The organism is Brevibacillus sp. HB2.2, from assembly GCF_013284275.1.
Lineage (GTDB): Bacteria > Bacillota > Bacilli > Brevibacillales > Brevibacillaceae > Brevibacillus > Brevibacillus brevis_D.
Map to the genome: position 1 here is coordinate 62,122 of NZ_JABSUV010000001.1, position 20,422 is coordinate 82,543.

A 20,422-nucleotide genomic window follows, 5' to 3' on the forward strand; every position below is an offset into this window, starting at 1 on the left:
TCTGCTTTTTTGGGTTTTGTCGATCGATCGATCGATAGGCTGCCTGTAATCACCACTTTACTAATCGCCCGATTTAATGTCAAGATTATTTTTTATTTTCTGACATCGGTTTCGGCATAACAAAAATCTCCTCCGGTTTCCCATGAGGAGATCTGTATCCGTTATGACATAGGAGCTTACTGCTTCAAGTATCTTCCCGTGATCGACTGCTCTGCATGAATGATCTGCGGAGGTGTTCCCTCGAAGATCACTTGACCGCCGTTGCTGCCCCCATCTGGTCCCATATCGATAATCCAATCTGCTTGGCTGATTACATCGAGGTTGTGCTCGATGACGATTACCGTATTGCCGGTATCTACGAGGCGATTCATGATTTCCAGAAGGTGACCGATATCTGACATATGTAAGCCAGTCGTCGGTTCGTCCATCACGTAAATACTACCTTTCTTGTGCAACTCGCTAGCCAGCTTGATACGCTGGCATTCCCCGCCCGAGAGCGTGCTGAGCGGTTGGCCGAGTGTAATATAATTCAGCCCCACATCACTCATCGCCTGAAGCTTGCGCACAACCTCTTTTTGCTCAAAAAATTCCAATGCCTGCTCCACAGTCATCTCCAGCACTTCGGCAATGGACTTTCCGTTCAGCTTGTATGCGAGCACCTCTTCCTTGAACCGTCTCCCTCCACATACTTCGCACGGTAGCTTTACACTTTCAAGGAATGCAAGGTCTGTATACACAACACCAAGACCTTGGCAGTTCTCGCAAGCCCCCTTGGAGTTGAAGCTGAACAAGCCTTGGTTGACCTTGTTCGCGGAAGCAAACGCCTTGCGCACATCATCCATAATCCCTGTGTAGGTCGCAGGATTCGAGCGTGTTGACACACCTACCGCCGATTGGTCGATGACGATCGCATCCGGATGCTTGCTGAGGAATATTTCGTTAATCAGTGTACTCTTACCTGAGCCTGCAACACCCGTAACGACTGTCAGCACTCCAGTTGGTATATCTACACTCACGTTCCGCAGGTTGTGCAGTGTGGCACCCTCGATGGTCAGCTTGCCCGAAGGCTTTCTGGAATCTTGCTTCAGTTGGAGCGGCCGCTTCATATGGGTGCCTGTCAGTGTCCCTGATTCCAGCAGTCCTTCAAAGCTGCCCTCATACACGATAGTCCCACCGTGGCTACCGGCGTGAGGCCCGACATCGACAATATGATCTGCCACCTTAATCACATCGGGATCATGCTCGACGACAATGACGGTATTGCCCTTGTCACGCAGCTTCTGAAGCAATTCATTTAATCGGTGTACATCACGGGGGTGCAATCCAACGCTGGGCTCATCGAAAATGTAAGTGACATCCACCAGACTGCCGCTCAGGTGTTTCACCATCTTGACGCGTTGTGATTCGCCGCCGGACAAGGTATCCGTTTCACGATCCAGCGTCAAGTAGTCCAGTCCGATATCGACTAGATGCTGCAACCGTTCCGTCAGCGACTTGACCATCGGTGCGGCAACCGAATCGTCAATCTCCTGAATAACGCGGATGAGACGACCGACCTCCATGGAGGACATCTCCGCAATGTTGAAGCCATTGATTTTGCAGTTGAGTGCAGCTTGATTGAGTCTCGCACCATGACAGCTGGAACAAGGACCTTCGGAGATGAATGGCGCAACAGCTTTTTGTGTACGCTCAGATTTCGTTTTTACATCCTGCTTGATGTATTTGTTGGTGAACTTCTCAAGGACGCCTTCCACAGTAATATTCACGGCTTTCCCGGCGAATTGCATCTCTACTTTCCTCGCCTTGGCATACAATAGCTGCTTAAGCTCCTCATCCGAATAATCGCTCAGCTTCTTGCCAGGATCGAAGCCCGTCTGAACGAGCATATTCCATTCCATGCCGTCCACCTTATAGTCCGGCAGCAAGATTGCCCCTTCCTTCAACGACTTGGACATGTCCACTGCCTTGCTGAGGTCGACGCCTAATTTGCGACCGATCCCGTTGCATTCGGGACACATACCTTGTGGATCGTTAAAAGAGAACATGTTCGCTTGTCCAACATTTGGCTGACCTACTCGGGAGAAGAGCAATCGGAGAATGGGAGAAATATCAGTAATCGTGCCCATCGTGGAATGAGAACCACCGCCCAGTCGCTTCTGATCCACGATAACCGCCATGCTCAGGTTCTCAATCGCGTCTGTATCCGGCTGCGGATAGCGGGGCAGGAAATTGCGCACGAACATGCTGAAGTTCTCATTCAGCAAGCGTGTGGATTCTGCGGCGATCGTATCGAAGACGATTGACGACTTGCCCGATCCAGATACACCGGTGAAAATCGTAATCTTTCGCTTGGGAATACGCAAGGATACGTTTTTGAGATTGTTTTCCCTCGCACCCGAGATTACGATATACTCCTGATTAGACTCACTCATACCTATCATCCCTTCCGATAGCATTCAGTTCTACTTATATTTGCATTGTACCATGAAAAAGCTGTTAGGGAACATCAGTTCCTCTAACAGCTTTTCAGTGACAATCATCCTATGTTTCTTTGCTTAATTACAGAAGAGGCAAGATTGCATTCGCATACGCCTGGGCTCCCTTTTGATTAGGATGACCGATGGAGGCACGCTTGCAAATCTCAAAATCCAGGCCCGTGCACCCAGCTTCTGTGCAGGAGACGAGTCGTTCGGCCGCGATCAGGTCTTGTGGTGTTAAATCCAAATTGATGCCGAATACATACGGGTCATCCGTAAGGGCTGCATGCTCCGGACCAAAATTCGGATCGGCGAAAAAGATACGTTGTTGTCCTAGCTCCGCATTCCTCTCATCAATCGCTTTTCGCAGGTAGACCTTTGATTCTGCTTCTAGCTGGGCACAGCGCTTGTATACCTTTTCCAACTCAGCCAGCCCGAGCATTCCTCCGGCTGCACCGCCGCCAACTCCCCCAACAATGGCCCCTACACCGATCAACAGTGCTTCCACCGCAGTCATATCGCTCTTTTCAGACACAGGGGGATAATAACCGGTAACGATGACTTTCGCTTGTGTAAATTTATTCGTTACATCGACCAGCAATTGCTTCATACTCACATAAAAATAGTCGTAATGTAATTTTCCCAAGTCGGCTGGATGGAATGGATTCAGAACTGTCCGAACATCGACATCGTTCATGCCCCCATCTAATAGAATCAGATCCACCAATTCAGCCGCACCTTGGAAAAACGCACATTGCTGCAGGATCGTCGGGAATGATTTAGGTACCTCGCCGTCTACCGGGGCCACTATGTCATGCTTACCCTCTCCAATGATGGCGCCGGAATGAGCGAGTACTTGTGTATATTGCTTGATATTTCCTTCTCTGGCCTGAACGGCTGCTCCCACGATGGAATAAAACTTCTTATGTTCTTGCAAGCCTTGCCCCCAGCTCACGGAATCGCCCATCACGAGCATATGGAAGGTTTCTAGGGTCAGTGGAATTTCATTGGAAGGTGTGCCATCGGAAAGCCGCACTTTCAAAGTCACCTGCTCACCCGCTGGATTGCTCTCCACCTCGGCAGGTCGAATCAAAGTAAATTCCATTTGCGTCGAACTTATCATCCGAACATCGGGCATTTCTTGGTTGTTTAACAAGACGAGTGTCCCTTCGGAAAAGCCGCTTCCGTTCACGATCACTTTTTGTCCGGGTCTCACCCGTGTTTTCACTTGATTTTCCTGCTGGGCAGAAATTACTCGTGGATTTACGAAGACGGATGCCTTGCTCGAAAGAGTCATATCTGATTGCCGTACTTGGAGCGTATGGGAGCCTCCTGTTACGAAAGGTAAGACAAAATGAAGCATGGTATCACTTACTACCTGGGTTTTCGTTTCCATTCCATCGATTAGAACGACATCGGTTTTAGTATAACGACTCCCTTCCAGCGTCACTGTATCACCAGCGAATGCATAGAGCGGAGAGACATGGCTGATCGACGGCTCCAAGAGCTTGCGTCTGAATTCATCTGCGTCAATGGCTTGAAAGCTGACAGGATCAGACAATCTGCCCCCCGCATATCCGACACGACCGGCATCGGCGAATGAACCCTGCTCTCCCGGTTGACCTGCCGTTCTCGGACCGGGACCGCATGCTGTACCGAATTTTGCATTCTTGCTGTCACCCACAGCCCCACCTGGTCCGCCCGCACCAGGATTGCCGGGGATTCCGCCTGCACCTGGGCTGCCTCCTTCAATCGTGATCGCAAAACCCTTCGAATAATTTTCGATGATGGTTTGTGGTGCGTACAAGGCCAACCGCCCACCAGCGCCTCCATTGCCTCCTGGGCCGCCGTAGCCTGCTGCACCGCCACGTCCTCCGTTTCCACCTGCTCCTGCTCCGGCTTTGCAAAATCCTGCCCAATCCAATTCGGCTGGTTTGCCTTTTCCTCCCCGGCCACCATCTCCTCCGTCTTGCCCAGGGCCACCTTGTGTGCCATCTTGCCCTTTCAAGTCAAAATGAGGACGTCCTGCCATATTGAGGACCCATAATTCGAGTTCAGGAGCCGCAGCCCCGTCGAATCCACGGTCTCCGGGCAATCCTGATGTTCCAGGTGTCCCCGGAATGCCTGAGAGCGTCGAAGACATTGGTGCATCTGGCGGTGTTATTGGCTTTTGTCGTTTGGCTGGTACATAGCGGTAAGGACGCTCCCATGTAAACGTAACATTCTGTCCGACCGTCAACTTTTCGGCGATGATGATCAAGTAACGCTGCGGATATTTCAAAATGACATTCGTTCCATCCTCGATATAAATTTCCGATGCGGCCCAGTAGGCAGTGTCTACCGAAATATTCAAGGGCGAAGCAGGAGATGGTACTGCTAATGTAGCCGTCATTTTTTTAGGAAACGGGATTGCTTGCAACAGTTCCGCTTTTCCGCTCAACATTTGCAAGGTTGGTGTTGGTTTGGCTGCGTCGATTTGATACGCAGACTGAATCAGGGTATTCCCGCTGACGAGCGTAGGGCTTGGTTTCGTCAGCCCCGATTGAGGTACTACTGTCCCACGGATCTTGAGCGACCCTAGACTGGTCAGGGAAGTAATCCCGAATGACTCCAGCACCGCTTTGTGATACGTCATTCGATCCTGAACCATTTGAGGTGCTGCTTGAAAAGAAGCCGGATTAACAGCCATAGTCGTAATCCCGAGCGTATTTCCCCCTGTATTGAACGTGTTTGTAGAAGTTGACATTCTTTTTTCCTCTCCCTTATCACCATGAATGAAATAGTTTGTGCGAGCCAGTCTCTATTGCACGGATGATCATTCTTGACAAACGCCGAATTCCTCTAACTCCCGAAAGCTGATTTTTCTTCTGTGTGGAGGGGGTGTTTCCCCTCGATGCGCCCATATGATCTCCACATGATTGCCTTCCGGATCCAGAAAAGAAAAACGTGCATATTCGCTCTCCACATACGGACCAGTTGCCAAAATCCCGTGATCCGTCAGCCTCCTCCACACTTCCTTGAAGTGATCCAACGTATCTACCCAAAATGCCAGATGCACATGATGCGGATTGTTCAGGATGAGCAAATCGTGCCGGCCTGATTGCGGATCAATCGCCAAGCATGCCGTTTGGTCGCTATGGTTCACCACTGCTAGTTCAAGTGCGGTTTCATAAAAAGAGGCCAATCTGCGAACATCATGCGCATATAAGGAAATGTGACCCAAGCGGCTTAGCTTTGACATGTTCCCTCCATCCTTTCGTATTGACTCGCCTGTTTCATCCTAACACCGAGAATACGGGGGTCGATATTACTCGAAAGGATACATCCAAAAGGATACCCGTGCGATAAATAGGAGTACTCAGTATAAAAGAAGCGTAGTAAAATCGTAGGAAGAAAAAGGTAAAACCTTGTGATGGAGCAGGTGATGCGATGAATTATCAGGATAGTCTTGAAGATCTGGAAAGTCGTCTGTTGGTAGGACGAACCGAGGAAGTCCTTCATTTTTTGAAGTTGCTTGCGGATGAGCGGCGCTCCAAAAAAATCATGAATCTCTTCGGGACCGCAGGCGTAGGAAAAAGCTATTTGCTTGACGAGCTTAAGCGGCAAGCTCATCTACATCAAGCAGCTACTCTCTCTATGGATAGCGAACAATTTTGGCACACGCCCTCTGATTTTTGCCTACATATTTTGCAGGCATTGCACGTTTATCATAAGAGAGAAGAGCTGCATCCCGCCCAATTGTTGGAGGAATGTGTTTCGAAGCTGAATGAAAAGGCAGCAGATCAGAGACTCGTCCTCTTTCTCGACATTTACGAGAACTTGGACGGCTTGGACCATTGGCTCCGCGAATATTTTTTCAAACGATTAAGCGCGAATATCCTGATCGTGATCGCAGGTCGGCATCCGCTGTCTGAAGCTTGGCTTCTTTCACCCGGTTGGCGGCACTTCATAAGTAGGGTCCCTTTGCCCCATCTTGCTTACGAAGCTGTCGAGCGGTATGCGCATTACTGTCACATTTTTGAACCGCCTACCATCCAAGAAATGTGGCGTCGCTCCAAAGGGCATCCCCTTACCCTTTCATTGCTTTCGTTTACCTTGCAATCGAAAGATCAAGAAGGAATCGGTGCTTTTCATGAGGAAATGGACACGCTGCCATTTGTCGTAAGTCAATGGCTACGAGAAGTTCCCGGCGACCATTTGCGTCCGCTCGTGGAAGCTGCTGCCGTTTTGCGTCACTTCAATCAGGATAATCTGTCTTTTTTATTGAAAAGGGAAATTACGGCGTCCGAGTTTTTCCAACTGATTCGATTTTCGTTTGTACGGAAAGTGGACAGCGGCTGGACGATTCATTCCTTGATGAGAGAAGCCATCGCCCAGGATATGCGGGCACGTACTCCGCTGCATTTTGGAGATTTGCAGAAGCGTGCCGTTCACTACTATTATGAGAAGTTTACCAAGTCAGCCCATTCGGTCCGCACACCAGAGGCTTTGGAGCTGACCTTCTTTCTGGGTGACGCACTCATTCGCGCCTTTTTAAATTGGTTCGATCCATTACCCAAACCATTCGAATCGATCCACACTGGTCATCGGGAAGAACTGCTGGAGTATATCCGCAATCAGCGGCACTCTCCCTCCCCTAAAACGATCAAACTATTTGATCCGCATACAAACCGCCATTTTGATTTTCACCTGACAGCGGAGCAAACCTTGTACCCATTGAATTGGCTTGATCATGACCGTCTATTCTCACTGGGATATGACGTACTTCGCGTTCTGCGCAATGAAAACGGAGCGCTCTCGGCGCTTGCCGCAGTTGTTCCCATCAATGAAAAAACCCTTCCTTACCTCATGGAACATTCCGGCTCCCGTTCCTATTTCACTGCCCTATCCACACTAGAGCTAGAACGGTTCAGGGTACCAGAACACACAAGGGCTGGCTGGTTCATTCACACGATTCACCAAGACGATTACGAGGATGTTTCCCAACATACAGCCATTGGCCATATGCTCCACGGCTTGATGTTCACTGGAGAGTTTTTGTTGTGTTCACCTGCCCCATTTCCTTTTTTCAAAGCCGCCCATGAAAGTTTGGGATTTGATATTGCTGAATTTGCCACCCACACCAACTACGACGGAGTAACACCCACACTCGTATTTTTTCGTGATACGCAAGGCCAGCATCTGTCCTCCTACCTGCAAAAGCTGCTCAAACGCTCTGGATTAGATGCGGATTTACGCCTGGAAGAAGAAGCAGTTCCATCTGCTCGTCCACCTGCATCTCCAGGCATAGTTACAACGCTAGACATGAGCATGCTAACGGCACGGGAACAGGAAGTAGCCGCGCTTGTTCTTGAGGGAATAACGAACGCGGAAATCGCTGCCCGCTTGTATTTGAGCGAAGTCACAGTAAAAAAGCATTTGAAATCGATTTTTGAAAAGATGGATGTCAGTAACCGGACACAGTTGGTGAAAAAAATGCTTGTGTAGATTGAAAAAAGAGGAACCGTAGGTGACGGCTCCTCTTTTTTCTACTCTATAACTAACAATGACTACGGAATGATATACGGTTGTTCGAAAACAATATTCTCGACTGCCTCTATTACTTTTTCTGTCCACTCCCGTTCCTGATCCACGTTCGTGAGATAAATCATTGTTTTATCTTTTTGGATGTACCGTCTTAGCCAGCTTCGATACCCCGGCCAGCTTCCGCCGTGATGCACAACTTTTCCTGTCACCTGATCTTCACACAGCCGCCAACCATATCCATAATTTGATAGACTATTGTCGTTAAGCTGCACTGGGGAAAACGCTCTCTCTAGTGTCGCTTTTTTGACCAGCTTTTCTGTGTAGAGAGCTCTGTCCCACTTACGCAAGTCATCCAGTGTTGAACTGACCGCACCGTCTCCCTGAATGCCATCCAGATAAATGACAAAATCGTGCTCACTTGATTCATCCGGTAACACGATTGCTTCAGATTGAGGAGAATACACGTATCCATAGGCGTATTGCTGAGTTAGCTCAGGAGAATATCTTCGGTTGTACACCTTCGTGTGCTGCATACCTAGTGGTTGAAAAATGTGTTGCTGCAAGAAATCGGCAAATCGTATTTCAGCTACGTGTTCTACAATAGACGCCAATAAAGCGTAGCCAGTATTACTGTACTCATACCTTTCATTGGGTTGAAACAACACGTCGGGTCGATGCTTGATCAGCTGTTCGAGTATGTCTTGATTTGTAGCAATTTGTTTTTTGTCCCAAGATTTCGAAAACAATTCCATGTAATCTGGCAAACCGGATGTGTGCACAAGTAGGTTCTCAATAGTAATATCGGCATACGGGAAATCTGGAAAGAAGCTATCCACTTTATCTGTATAGTCGAGCTTCCCTTGCTCTTGCAAGATCATGATGCCCATTGCTGTAAATGCTTTGGAAACTGATGCGAGTTCAAATACCGTATGCGGTGACAATCTCTCAGCCGTTTCCAGATTGGCGATTCCTATGGAATTTTGATAAAAAGGTTTCCCTTCTTCCAAAATCAAGATGTTGCCGCTCCAATTGTTTTTTTCAGCAATCGTAGAAAAAAGCTCATCAAGCTGGCGGCATCTCGCATCACTTACGTTGGCTTGCTGGGTCATTTTTCGTTTCCTCCACTCGTTTTTTTATCTTGAATCGTAAATTGCCTTCCAGCAAAAGCCATTCGAACAATCTCATTATTTCCATCCCTGATAAACCGTGCGGAGAAATCGGTTCCAAAAGCCCGGACTACAAAGATATCTTCCCCAAATGGCCTCATTACGTAGTTTTCTCCCAAAAAGGAGAGCACCAGTTGACCATTTTCCAATCGGACCGGCAATGTCCCAAACTCACTCGATTGATAATCCCCTGCGTATTGATCCATAGTTTCCTCGGTTAGGAAATCAATCTTGCTAACCAGATGAGAGGATTCCGGAGGGCGGTTTTCCAGACTATTTAACGCACCCACCATAACCGCCACAACAGGCGACAATTCTATATTGGACAGTGCCACTCCGGCCAGTCCTGTTTCGGGAAAGAAGCACATTTGAGCCGTTACCCCTTTAATACCACCACTATGTTCCACAAGCGTTTTTCCGTAGTAGTCAGTCGTTATGACCAAGCCGTACCCGTAAAATTGACCAGGTGCCATATCAGTCGGAAAATAAGGGGTCATCATTTGTTGTACACTTTCCGGTGTCAGGATACGATTGCCCTGTGCGGTAAGCCCACCTTTGCAGAACATGTCCGTATATTTCAACATATCCCGCACGGTTGATTTTATAAATCCTGCCGCCCGAGAAGCGGGAGAATCCCACCAGTTCGGAGATGAGAGCACTTCCTTGTGATCGCCTCTGTCTCGCATGATATACAGCTTTGTAATATTCTCATAGCCATTTAGCTCTTCCAGAAAAAAGCTCGTGTGCTCCATCCCGATTGGATCGATGATATGCTCCTTGACATAAGCCTCATACGACTTCCCGCTGACGCGTTCAATGATCGCTCCCAGCAAGGCGAAACAGTCATTGGAATAACTGAACTCCGTGCCTGGTGGCCCTAGAAGCTCTAAATCTAATGTAGAGATTACACTCATCAGGTCTTCGTACGTATCGATTGGGACCGTTTCATCTGTCTGGTTTTGCATCAATGGAAGGTCTTCTACCTCGTTCGCGTCCATGCTTCGCATCACACTTGCCAAAAATGTGGGCAAGGGGGGAATTCCACTGGTATTCGTCATAAAATGATGAATCGTGATTTGCCCCACATCATGATTTTTCAGACGGAATTCCGGCAAGTATTTGACAACAGGGTCATGTACGGATAACTTGCCCGCCTCTTGTAATTGCATGACCGCCACACAGGTAAAGGATTTTGTTATCGATCCAATTCCAAATACTGTATCGATTGTAACTCCTAACTGCCGTTCCACATCACGGAAGCCAAATCCGTTACTATAGAAGATTTGACCATCTTTTGCTAATCCCATACAAACACCAGGAACCTGACTTTTGGTTATCCAATTTTGGGCATATTGTTCAAAAGAATCAATCCATCCGTTATTTTGCATATGTTTCTCTCCTTTGTTTACATGTAGTTAGTTCTCGATCCAGCTGTCATTATATGTCGGCATGACAGATGTCCACTTTACTCCCTTTATCCGGGAATTTATGACAGTAAATGCCTTATCGTAATAGAGAGGGACAACATACGCTTGCTCAATGAGTTGCTTTTGTGCATCCATATACACTTGCTTTCTGGCATTAGTCTGAAAGGTTGTACGCCCTTTCAAAAGGAGTGCGTCCAGCTTGTCATCTTTTACACCAGACAGGTTGTAGGCACCGCTGGAATGGAAATAAAAGTATAAAATATCAGGATCATCATAGGCGCCCGATATCAACGTTACATCAAAATTTCCTTTGATGACTTCCTGCATGTACCCTCCTATTTCTAGATTCTGTATCATTATGTGGATACCAGCCTCTCCCAGCATGGCTTGGAGCAATTGGGCTTCTTTGTCAAAATCTGCGGTACTGAGTAAATTCAGACTCAGTGGTTTACCGTCCTTTTCTCTCACACCGCTTCCGTTTACTTTCCAACCAGCATCGTCCAACAATTTCTTTGCTTCGGCCACATTATACGCGTACCCGTACTTTTCTAAGGATTTGTCATACCCTAGCGTCGATGGAGATAACGGCATATGAGCCACTTCGCCTTCTCCCTGCGTAACAGCTTGGACAATGGCTTCTTTATTGACGAGCATATGAAATGCTTTGCGTACTTGAATATCTTGAAACGGTGGTCTCTTCAAATTCATTTCCATCAATAAGCCTAGTCCAGGACGTAAGCGTTCTATCACTTGATATTTCGAATTATTCCGATAATAAATCGCGTCTTTTACAGGTATTTCCGTTGCTACATCGATAGCACCGCTCTCTAGCGCTGACAACCTGAGTTGGCTGTCAGCAATCGCTTTTATGACAAGTTTGTCTGCTCTTGGAGGACCTTGATTTTCATAATATGGTTCTCCCCACTGAAAAGCTTCATTTCTAACATAGGTGACACCTTCGCCCGTATTCCAGCTCTCAAACTTCCACGGCCCTACTCCCACAGGACTCCTGCCGTAATCCTCCCCAGCCTTTTCAATCGCTTTCCATGATAACGGCTGTGTTATATAATTCCCTAGTGAATCGAGGAAGGCAGTATTGGGTTCGTGTAGTTCGAGAACGAGGGTCTGATCGTCTGGCGCTTTGACACTTTTTATTGGAGCCATTACTTCAGCGGCTGTTTTTGCTTTTGTCTGCGGATTAAGAGCACGATCAAAGGTTTCCTTAAAACTTTTGGCAGTCAGCGCTGTTCCATCGTGAAAGGTAATCCCGGAACGAATGGTAAAGGTCCACGTTTTGCCATCCTCAGAAATTTTATAGTCACTAGCCAGAGAGGGCTTGTATTCGTTTGAGGCAGGATCTTTATATAGTAGCGACCCACCGAGCAACCAGGTATAGACCCCAGCAGATCCAGCAGACATGTGAGCATCTAACGTATCCGGTTCATAAGGGTACGCTACTGTAATGGTTCCGCCCGATTTAGGTTTGGCACTCTCCTGTTGCTCGGCTGGCACAGTTGTTTGCGTGCTACAACCAACCACCAGGAACAGACATAGCGTGACAAATCCCCCTAAAAAGACACTGTACGCTTTTCGGTTGTTTTTTTTCATGTGTCAGCATGCCACCCCTACCCTTTTCTTTTGGAAAGAACTTCCGATGATGACAGATGATTTCACCTCCTTCGCAAGCTGTAACAAAGCGTACATTTACTCGTTGTCCAGTTGTTGAAGCTTCCACTGTACTCCTTGGTAGAATAATTCATTTGTTTTCATATACGTTTGCAGACCTGGGTACAGGATTAAACAAATTCTTCTAAAGCGTTCGAGATTTTCGGTTTGGCTTGAAAGCAACCATTCTGCAAATCGACGGAAAAATGATTGCGGGACAGGGAGTTCGTCAACATCCGCAAAGAGCAACACATACTCTTGAATATTCGCCTGTACGACAGGGCTGTCTGGAGTTGCATGTTGCTCCGCTGCTTTCAACAGCTGTTTATGGTTTTTAAGTATTCTGGCAGTCCACATCTCCACGCTGATTTTAGGCAGGTGAACTACTTCCAGGAAGGACATAACATCCTGCTTCATTTCCCGGACAATCTGCGGATCATTAAACATTGCCTCCAACTCATCTAATGCAGCCGTTTGCGCTGCCGAAAGATTGCCTTCCAGCAACGAAGAAACGTTAACCCCTAGTAAAAATATCTCTCGCCATTCAACCGGAAATTGTTCAGGAAAAACGGACGAAAACATTTTTTCTAAAATAAACTTTTCTCGTTCCAATGCATTTGCGGAAATCGATTCAATTAGCTCGTGCATATAGCTCAGAGAATCATTGCCATCCTCACTCTGCTTTGTTTGTTCCAAAATAGACTTCATGCTGGCAAGCGTACGCATTTGGATGTCCAAAGCTTCGATTTGCCATTCTATCGCCCTATCAACAGGGATATCCCCAGCTAACATTCTCTTAATCTCATCAATTCCAAAGTTTAAATAGCGAAGGGTTAGAATCAGTTTTAACCGCCATATTTCCTCTGCCGTATAAACACGATGACCTCCAGGTGTTATCTCAGCAGGTGAAAGCAGGCCAATCTCGTCATAATATCGAACAGTGGGTACAGAAGATCCTGTCATTTTCGCCACTTGTCCTATGGAGAACTTCGCTTCCATTGTTGTTAGATCGTTCTGTTGATTTTGTGTGTTGTCTAATCTGTTCCTCGCCTTTGCGTGCACGTTACAACACCCCTTTAGCCAATTATAAAACCTCATGTAGCTTGAGATTCAAGTGACAATATAAAAAAGCCAGGTAGTTGTTGACTCCATGGGAGTATTACCAATCGCTTGATGAACACTTAATATAGGCTTCAATGACTGTTGTGTATGGACCTATTTGGGTTAATGCTGTAGCAAGAGCATGACAAACCGTTGATGCTCCCGATCCACCTGTTGCGTTCAAGCTACCTACTACGATCAAGAGAGGCTTTATCATGATGCTATCATTCACACGAACGACCTCTCTACGATTTCCTCTACCACGACCTTCTCTTTTTTGTATACAATCGTTTGGGTTCATGATTTGTAGAAGTTGGTCCACGTTCATTATCCTGCTTAGTAGATGGATCGTCAGAGTGTTCCTAGTCGGTGAGATTTGGATCTGTAGCAGCTGGAGTAAGCGGGGTCCACGAAAATCCGCGACTCATATTACTGAGATAGTCGACATCTTTATAATCCAAACGATTCTCATCTAAAAAGTGAGAAACAAACTTTTCCTGATTGATTGTTTTTTGGTACCAAATATCATAAATACCGAGATGGACCATTTCCCCTAAAAATCCATCTCCTTCTTTAGGTGGGGGGTGGGATAGAGAAATGAAAATTACACGAATCTGCAATTGCCTCAGTGCTTTCATAATTTGCAGCAGAGCTGCATCCCGCCCCTGTGGGAGCTCACGCGTATCGTCCCCTAGAAGTCTATCACTCAGAACCAAACTTCTGACATTGGTAGGATCGTCAAGGATCGGCAGATAGTGTGATTCAGTCGTTACCTTGACAATGTAATCGTAAAGATCCTTGGAGGCATTGAGCGCTATCATTACCTTCTTCACGTTTAGTAACCACCTATCTTGTGTCACAATTTCAAAAAAATAAAAAGAGCGACTCACCTTGCCCAATAATGACAAAGTGACTCGCTCCGGTATGTCCAGTGCACATATTGTGTTGTTGATACTATTCTGTACTTTCCCACCAATTTTAAGTCATTTGTCTTATGTTAACAAGTTTGCCTAAGAAAAAAGTAACAGGAGAGTTCGAACATGGAAATGCGGATATTGGTTCAGCATCGATGGCAGACTTACTTTATTTTTGTTAATAATTTAATTATCGATAAACGGGTATCCCTACTCCAAAATTTTGGCTACCATACTTCCATTTTTCTTAAATTCTATATACATATTTATAGCTTGTTTTTGAGCAGAATGGCTGTGAATCTTACCTTTTCGGATGTCACGCTCCGTTCTTTGGAAGAAGTTCAGAAGAGCAACCTTTTCTCCTAAATAATTGATCTTTAAAGACCTTCGTACATATTTTTCCCCCTCCCTGCACATTTGTTTTAAATGATCCAAATCTCTACTCTCCTGATCTATCAGCTTCTTCACTAACTTCATTTGGATGGACGTTAGTTGATTTAACGCGGGTTCAAGCTCTATATGAAAGGAGTCCTTATAAAACTGTTCGTCGATATTCAACGAACGAAGAACCCATTTCCTCCCCTCTTCAAGCTTATTTCTTGCGATCAATACGTAACCATATTTCAGGAAGAGGATGCCTATCTTCGGATGGTCCAACTCGAAATATTTCCTTCTAATTTTATACGCGACCTTTAAATTCCGCATTGCAGCGCGATGATCTCCGATAGATAAATATGAATTGACTAAATTATCATACCGGTATGCAAGAACGGGGTGCTTGTCTCCATAGTAGCCAATATCGATATTCAGAGATTTCTGCAAAGCCGAGATCGACCATCTCGGTTTCTCACGTTTCATAAGATCACACGATAAATTATTATAAACGACGGCAGCCATCACAGTATCCAAATGTTCTACGCGCTTCAGGAGCCTTAATGCTCTTATAAAATATTGGTAAGCACCCTTTTTATTCAGGCGTTGAAGAATTAATCCGTAATTATTCAAAAAATTCACGAATAAAGAATCGTATTCAGGCAAGAACTGTTCTGCCAGTTCGAGTGCACGTATTAGCTTGTCATGGGATTGATCGTAATGACCCAGATCCATATCCAGACGTCCGGCATTCATTAAGCAAGTAGCAAATTCCAAGGTTTCCGTATGATTTCCTTGTTCTAGAATACGTAACGCTTGACTGTAGTAAACAGAAGCTTTCTGATATTGATTTTGATGCTTTAGTGCAAGTCCCATATTGGTTAGTATCCTAGCTTCGTCCGTCTCTTCAACTCCCGATATCCGTTTATACTGATTGGAGACATATTCGAATAGGGAGAAAGCTGCCTCGTATCGAGCAATTTCATTTAAGTAATTCCCGGTATTATTAAGCAAAGTCAAAAACTCCATATCCATCATATCTTCCTCGTAATATTCGGCTAATGCTTGAATATGCTCGACCAAGTCAGCAAGTTTACGATAATCGGAAGGGTTAAGCGTCTCTCGTAACATTAATCGATTAAATAGACTCGTAATCTGCCGATGCCAATCACTCTTTTCTTCGAACGACAATCTCTCTCGGATAGTAGATTGCAAAAGCCTATGCATGCTTATCGTGTTCGTATTGGCGCTCTGATTAATGAAAGAGAACTTAAGAAGTGCAAGGCGTACATCGTCATACAATAGTTCATCTTCGAATACGGATACGAGCTGGGAGATCTCCAACTGCTTCTCGAACCATTCTAGGGATATGCAATCTGGAGACAAAAATGATAAGAGGATTAAAAAATCCAAACTTTCTGGATGAATACTTACCAATTCTTGAAGAATCATGTCAATCAGATTCTCAAAGCTGCTCTCAGCGGAAGTTGCGGTTCCTATTCTCTTCTTAACTTCTATCGGCCGATTTAACAAAAGATGATAGACTTGTTCGTACGTTCGATTCGACTGACTAATAAATGCACCTACATGCACGATAGATAAGGGCAACCTTCCAAAATACTCTATGATGCTCACCGCATAATCGTCTTCCTCGCGTCCCGTTAACTGGACGAGTAATTTTAGCGATTTATCTTTTGTTAATGGCTTCAGAGGCAAATGCGCGCTAGCATGTTCGATAAGCTCATTTTGGCTTGTCACGATAACATGCCCCTGCTTCATGCAAGGTAGAAGGAGCGAAATTTTACTCTCTGTTTTCACGTTGTCGAATATAAATAAATAATCGTGGTTCTGCTCCATCCAATTACGAACATATCCAAGAAGCGAGAAATCATCATAGGTTTCTTTGTCATCGTCATTCGCGATCTCCTGCCAAAAACGGCGCAAATCTTTCATCATCGAGCTGTAGGTTTCTGCCCGAACCCAACATATCATCTTATATTGATTTTTGAACATGCTTATATAGCGTACAGCCAGTTGTGTCTTTCCGATTCCTGCCATTCCTGTGATGAAGGCAACACCACCAGCTAAAAGCATTCTGCGAATACCTTGCAATTCAGGATCTCTCCCATGAAAGTTCGGAGCAATCGAAAAAAAGTGATTAATGATATTTGGAGTCGAGCATAGCTCAACTTTGGCTTTCGAGTGCCACTTCGCACTAAAGTTATTACTCATTGCTTGAGTTTGCACAATTCCTAATACTATATTAGCTCTTTTTTTCTTTATTGTTTTGAGCCACTCATTTCTATAATAAATTACCAGGTCAGCATTTAACTTTCGTCCAAAACCACCTTTTATCATCGTTTCATTATGGTGATCTAGACATAATACTGCCAAATTATCTGGGTTATTATTAGCAGGGTTCTCGTCGATATGATGAATTTGTACAGGTTTCTTCCCCAATCCACAAACACAACATGTTCGATCTGATAAAAACATTACTTTTGCTGCTACGTCTTTAGGGATTTCGATTCTTGTTTTTTTCGGCATCTCTGTCTCCCCCTTTTTTTCATAATCATAAAACTATTATCGACTAGCAGGTGTGGAAGCTTTTCAAAAAATTGTTTTCCTACTTTATGATAAGGCTCCCTTATCGGTCATAACGGAGAAATTTAAGGATACCCATTTTGGGTACCCTTTATTGTATTGCAAATTTAATGAAAACTACTAGACGAAATACTTCATGAATATTTCCAAATACTCCTTATCATTGGTATCTTTAATTCTCTCTTTAAGCATTTTAACAATAGGAATACGTATAGACTCATTTTCAGCAATTCTTTCAAGCACTTCTTCACTGTAGTCTTTTAGCCATTTTAGCCTGAACTTTGTGAAATTGAATGACATAGGATCGACGAAGAAATCATACTCATCATAGAGGCCCAAATAGTTTTCCATATTTATACCGGTTAAATAGCCTAAAAAATATAAACTACCGAACATCACAAAATAGTCCTCTGAGTAAAATGAAGTTACGCCATTTTCTATATCTGCAAGTATATTTAACTTTCGTTTTTCCATATATTCAATTATTAAATCTTGAAATTCGGATATTCTTTCTACTTCTACTGCTCCAATTTGTACACTGTCGATTAATCCATCAATATCCTCGATCCTCTTTAATCTCAACAGATGTTGCTTTGCATCGATTGATAATATTGGTGATAGACGGAACATGAAATTGACTTGATTCTTCATATCTTCTGAAAGGCTTAGAGCATATTCCGATAAATCATTTGAGACATAACTCTTCTCAAAATGATAGATTAGATTTCCAAAATCCCGTGAAGAGAAGTTCGTTGATTGTTCGGAAAACTCACTGTCTTTATGCCTGTCTGCTTGATTAATTAGGAATTCCTCAATTATCGTGATCGCTGAGTTCGGAAGGCCTCCTCTTAGAGTAAGCCCTTCAACCCATAAGTATCGTTTTCCTATATCAAAATCCCTTTCCGGAATGTGGAACAACAATGCCTTTAAAATTCTATTAAGACCTTCTGTGGAAAGATTTACGTACCTAGCGAAATATAACGCGACCTTCGCTTCTGAAATGAACTGCGTATAGAAAACAATATTCATTTCACCCTTTGAGAAACATTTAGCTATCTCATCTACAACACGCATCAGATAGCTTTCGATCTCACCAATATCTATGAATTCGATTCTTTCAAGCTTACAACTCCGCTCGATATGCTTAATATCCTCAATGCTAAATGACTTAACCACATTAACAAAGTCGTAGTAATCCAAACAAAAACCTGAGCTTCCAGCTCCGAAAGCACGCCCGAACTCATCGACTTCACGAGTCTGCTCATATTCCGCCTTTTCAAACAAAAGCATTAATGAGTTCCGCACGTATTGCTTGAACTCCTTGAATGAAACCAACCACAGGTGGTTTTCATATAGGAAACGAACGTTCTCGTTAAGACGATACTGTACTTCATTTTCAGATGTTAAACCAAATGAATAGCTACCTTTGTTCATTTCGGAGTGTACCTTGTTAGTCAACTCAAATAGCTTCACTGTATCATCGTATAAATACTCGTTGTCACTAAGGAATTCAAGAATTTGGTATTTACTCTGGAACTCATATGGCATTCCATCGAATACATCATTGATATCGAATCTTTTCATTTCCCTATCAATAAGAGTAAGGAATTCATCCGAGAATGGCTTATGTTGCTTACCAAAGACTAGAATACCGATCCCATTAAGGTTCCTGACTACTTGAGTGATGGACTGATACAACCGATACCTGTTTATTTGTGAGAGATAGTGTATCCACCAATTTGATTCGTCTATCGACCTTAGAAGGAGATCAGAGTAGAGGATGTATGCTTCTTCCCATCTACCAAGACATGCCAAGAAGAAAGCGTTTCTATAATCATCTTCCAGATTGCTAGAAGAAGTATCTATATATTTTTCCATTTCTCCATAGTTGCTATTGTATGCCGGACTTACAATCTCGAAGGAGGGTGTTTTGGTTCTTTTACCTACACTTTTTATCATACAAAGAATGCCATTTCTCTTGAAAAACTCTGAGATATCTTCGAACCTTTGCTTTGATTCCTCGGAGATATTACTAATATCACCCTCGTGTAACTCGAAGAACCTCTCCATATATGGAAATCCTCTGTTTTTGTTTGGAACAACTTTTCCATTAACTTCGAAATGATAGTCATATTCGAAAACAAACTTAAGATCAATCTTCCTAACACAAGGAAGTACAAACAGAGGACTGAGCTTTTCATGTATGTACTCAATTATCTTATCATCTTCTGAAAGATGATTATTTTCTCTTGAGTCAATGAGAAGATCCATGACAGCATTGTATCGCTTCATATAATCCTTCCCATCGCTCTCTACGAGTCTGGCCGCATCAATTATTCGAAGTCCCTTGCTCTCATAATATACCGCCGTATTATGTTCAATTGGCTCAGGTGCTGTACTAATAAAAAATGGCCTTTTGTAACCGTCCTTTTGTAATTTTTTCACCCAATTCAGCAAAAGATTGATGTTATAGTCCCCTAAGCCGTAGCCTATGAAAACAATTGTATGGGTTGCCATAATTGTCTTCATGATGTTGCTTATTAATGGGTACTCTTGTTCATAATTAACATAGTCACTTTCCTTCAACACCACATGTTTGCCTTTAAAACCGCGTCTAAAGTCACCATGCACTTTCAGCAAATATCTTGGAGAAGTGGCGCTTGCAACATCCTCTTCAGCGCTAATAACGCTGAAATAACGTCCCCGTTTCGAGCACGTCTTGTCAATCAAGCTATCGTAGTTAGTTGTTATGATATGTACCGGATTCATGGTAAGGATTTTATCGTGTATCGGATTAGTAGGTTTCTCAACCGAAAATACATCCTTTAGGATTCTATCGAACTCATCTTCACCTTTCACATCATAGAAAATTTGCGGAATTCTCAGATACTCATCAGAAGAATAATTACTATCCTTCGGTTTTCCATACAGCCCTATATGGTATTTTTCGACCAGTTCCCACCACTGAGGGTACTCGGAAAGCGTTGAAAGCCCTGCCCCTACAAAGAACACTAGTTTTCCATTCTCTGAAGCATTCGTTATATCCTTTATGTACTGATTCAGTTTCTCCATATGGAAATCACACCTTATTATTTTTTCTTATCTTTGGACTTTTGATTGTCAACTTTCGAAACGACAGTTCCACTTGCTGTATGTGATATTCCATATTA

12 protein-coding genes are annotated in these 20,422 nt (G+C 44.3%); 1 reads left to right on the forward strand and 11 read right to left on the reverse strand.

Annotated elements, in window-relative coordinates; translation table 11 throughout:
- Nucleotides 1–176 precede the first annotated feature (176 nt).
- The 3 genes from HP401_RS00225 to HP401_RS00235 form a co-directional block, all read right to left on the reverse strand.
- On the reverse strand, nt 177–2,432 hold the full coding sequence (locus HP401_RS00225) for an ATP-binding cassette domain-containing protein (protein WP_173603625.1): 2,256 nt from the start codon (nt 2,430–2,432) through the stop codon (nt 177–179).
- A 127-nt stretch (nt 2,433–2,559) separates the two neighbouring features.
- The gene (locus HP401_RS00230) at nt 2,560–5,223 is read right to left on the reverse strand and encodes an IPT/TIG domain-containing protein (protein WP_173603626.1); all 2,664 of its coding nucleotides are present in this window, start codon (nt 5,221–5,223) and stop codon (nt 2,560–2,562) included.
- A gap of 69 nt (nt 5,224–5,292) precedes the next feature.
- The gene (locus HP401_RS00235) at nt 5,293–5,718 is read right to left on the reverse strand and encodes a VOC family protein (RefSeq protein WP_173603627.1); all 426 of its coding nucleotides are present in this window, start codon (nt 5,716–5,718) and stop codon (nt 5,293–5,295) included.
- Between the two features lie 188 nt (nt 5,719–5,906).
- On the opposite strand from HP401_RS00235, the gene HP401_RS00240 reads away from it, so the two are divergent.
- The gene (locus tag HP401_RS00240; protein WP_173603628.1) at nt 5,907–7,964 is read left to right on the forward strand and encodes a LuxR C-terminal-related transcriptional regulator; all 2,058 of its coding nucleotides are present in this window, start codon (nt 5,907–5,909) and stop codon (nt 7,962–7,964) included.
- 62 nt (nt 7,965–8,026) lie between these two features.
- On the opposite strand, the gene HP401_RS00245 is transcribed toward HP401_RS00240, so the two are convergent.
- The 8 genes from HP401_RS00245 to HP401_RS00280 form a co-directional block, all read right to left on the reverse strand.
- Nucleotides 8,027–9,112: a serine hydrolase domain-containing protein gene (locus HP401_RS00245; protein WP_173603629.1), complete on the reverse strand. Its 1,086-nt coding sequence runs from the start codon at nt 9,110–9,112 to the stop codon at nt 8,027–8,029.
- Complete coding sequence (locus HP401_RS00250; protein ID WP_173603630.1) at nt 9,109–10,557, reverse strand: serine hydrolase; 1,449 nt, start codon at nt 10,555–10,557, stop codon at nt 9,109–9,111. Before HP401_RS00250 ends, HP401_RS00245 begins: the two co-directional genes overlap by 4 nt.
- Nucleotides 10,558–10,584: 27 nt before the next feature.
- Nucleotides 10,585–12,204 (reverse strand): ABC transporter substrate-binding protein, encoded by a 1,620-nt coding sequence (locus HP401_RS00255; RefSeq protein WP_173603631.1) that lies wholly within the window; start codon nt 12,202–12,204, stop codon nt 10,585–10,587.
- 96 nt (nt 12,205–12,300) lie between these two features.
- Nucleotides 12,301–13,323 (reverse strand): MerR family transcriptional regulator, encoded by a 1,023-nt coding sequence (locus HP401_RS00260; RefSeq protein WP_173603632.1) that lies wholly within the window; start codon nt 13,321–13,323, stop codon nt 12,301–12,303.
- A 97-nt stretch (nt 13,324–13,420) separates the two neighbouring features.
- On the reverse strand, nt 13,421–13,684 hold the full coding sequence (locus HP401_RS00265) for a hypothetical protein (protein WP_173603633.1): 264 nt from the start codon (nt 13,682–13,684) through the stop codon (nt 13,421–13,423).
- 40 nt (nt 13,685–13,724) lie between these two features.
- Entirely contained in the window at nt 13,725–14,195 is a 471-nt protein-coding gene (locus tag HP401_RS00270; protein ID WP_173603634.1) for a hypothetical protein, read from the reverse strand.
- Nucleotides 14,196–14,486: 291 nt separating this feature from the next.
- Nucleotides 14,487–17,195, reverse strand: a complete 2,709-nt coding sequence (locus HP401_RS00275) for a tetratricopeptide repeat protein (protein WP_173603635.1) — start codon at nt 17,193–17,195, stop codon at nt 14,487–14,489.
- Nucleotides 17,196–17,372: 177 nt separating this feature from the next.
- On the reverse strand, nt 17,373–20,324 hold the full coding sequence (locus HP401_RS00280; RefSeq protein WP_173603636.1) for an SIR2 family protein: 2,952 nt from the start codon (nt 20,322–20,324) through the stop codon (nt 17,373–17,375).
- Between the last annotated feature and the right edge of the window lie 98 nt (nt 20,325–20,422).

Bases quoted from the DNA above. Each gene is read 5' to 3' on its own strand.
- HP401_RS00225 (WP_173603625.1), bottom strand. From the start codon at position 2,432: ATGAGTGAGTCTAATCAGGAGTATATCGTAATCTCGGGTGCGAGGGAA.
- HP401_RS00240 (WP_173603628.1), top strand. From the start codon at position 5,907: ATGAATTATCAGGATAGTCTTGAAGATCTGGAAAGTCGTCTGTTGGTA.
- HP401_RS00255 (WP_173603631.1), bottom strand. From the start codon at position 12,204: ATGAAAAAAAACAACCGAAAAGCGTACAGTGTCTTTTTAGGGGGATTT.
- HP401_RS00245 (WP_173603629.1), bottom strand. From the start codon at position 9,112: ATGACCCAGCAAGCCAACGTAAGTGATGCGAGATGCCGCCAGCTTGAT.
- HP401_RS00235 (WP_173603627.1), bottom strand. From the start codon at position 5,718: ATGTCAAAGCTAAGCCGCTTGGGTCACATTTCCTTATATGCGCATGAT.
- HP401_RS00250 (WP_173603630.1), bottom strand. From the start codon at position 10,557: ATGCAAAATAACGGATGGATTGATTCTTTTGAACAATATGCCCAAAAT.
- HP401_RS00275 (WP_173603635.1), bottom strand. From the start codon at position 17,195: ATGCCGAAAAAAACAAGAATCGAAATCCCTAAAGACGTAGCAGCAAAA.
- HP401_RS00280 (WP_173603636.1), bottom strand. From the start codon at position 20,324: ATGGAGAAACTGAATCAGTACATAAAGGATATAACGAATGCTTCAGAG.
- HP401_RS00230 (WP_173603626.1), bottom strand. From the start codon at position 5,223: ATGTCAACTTCTACAAACACGTTCAATACAGGGGGAAATACGCTCGGG.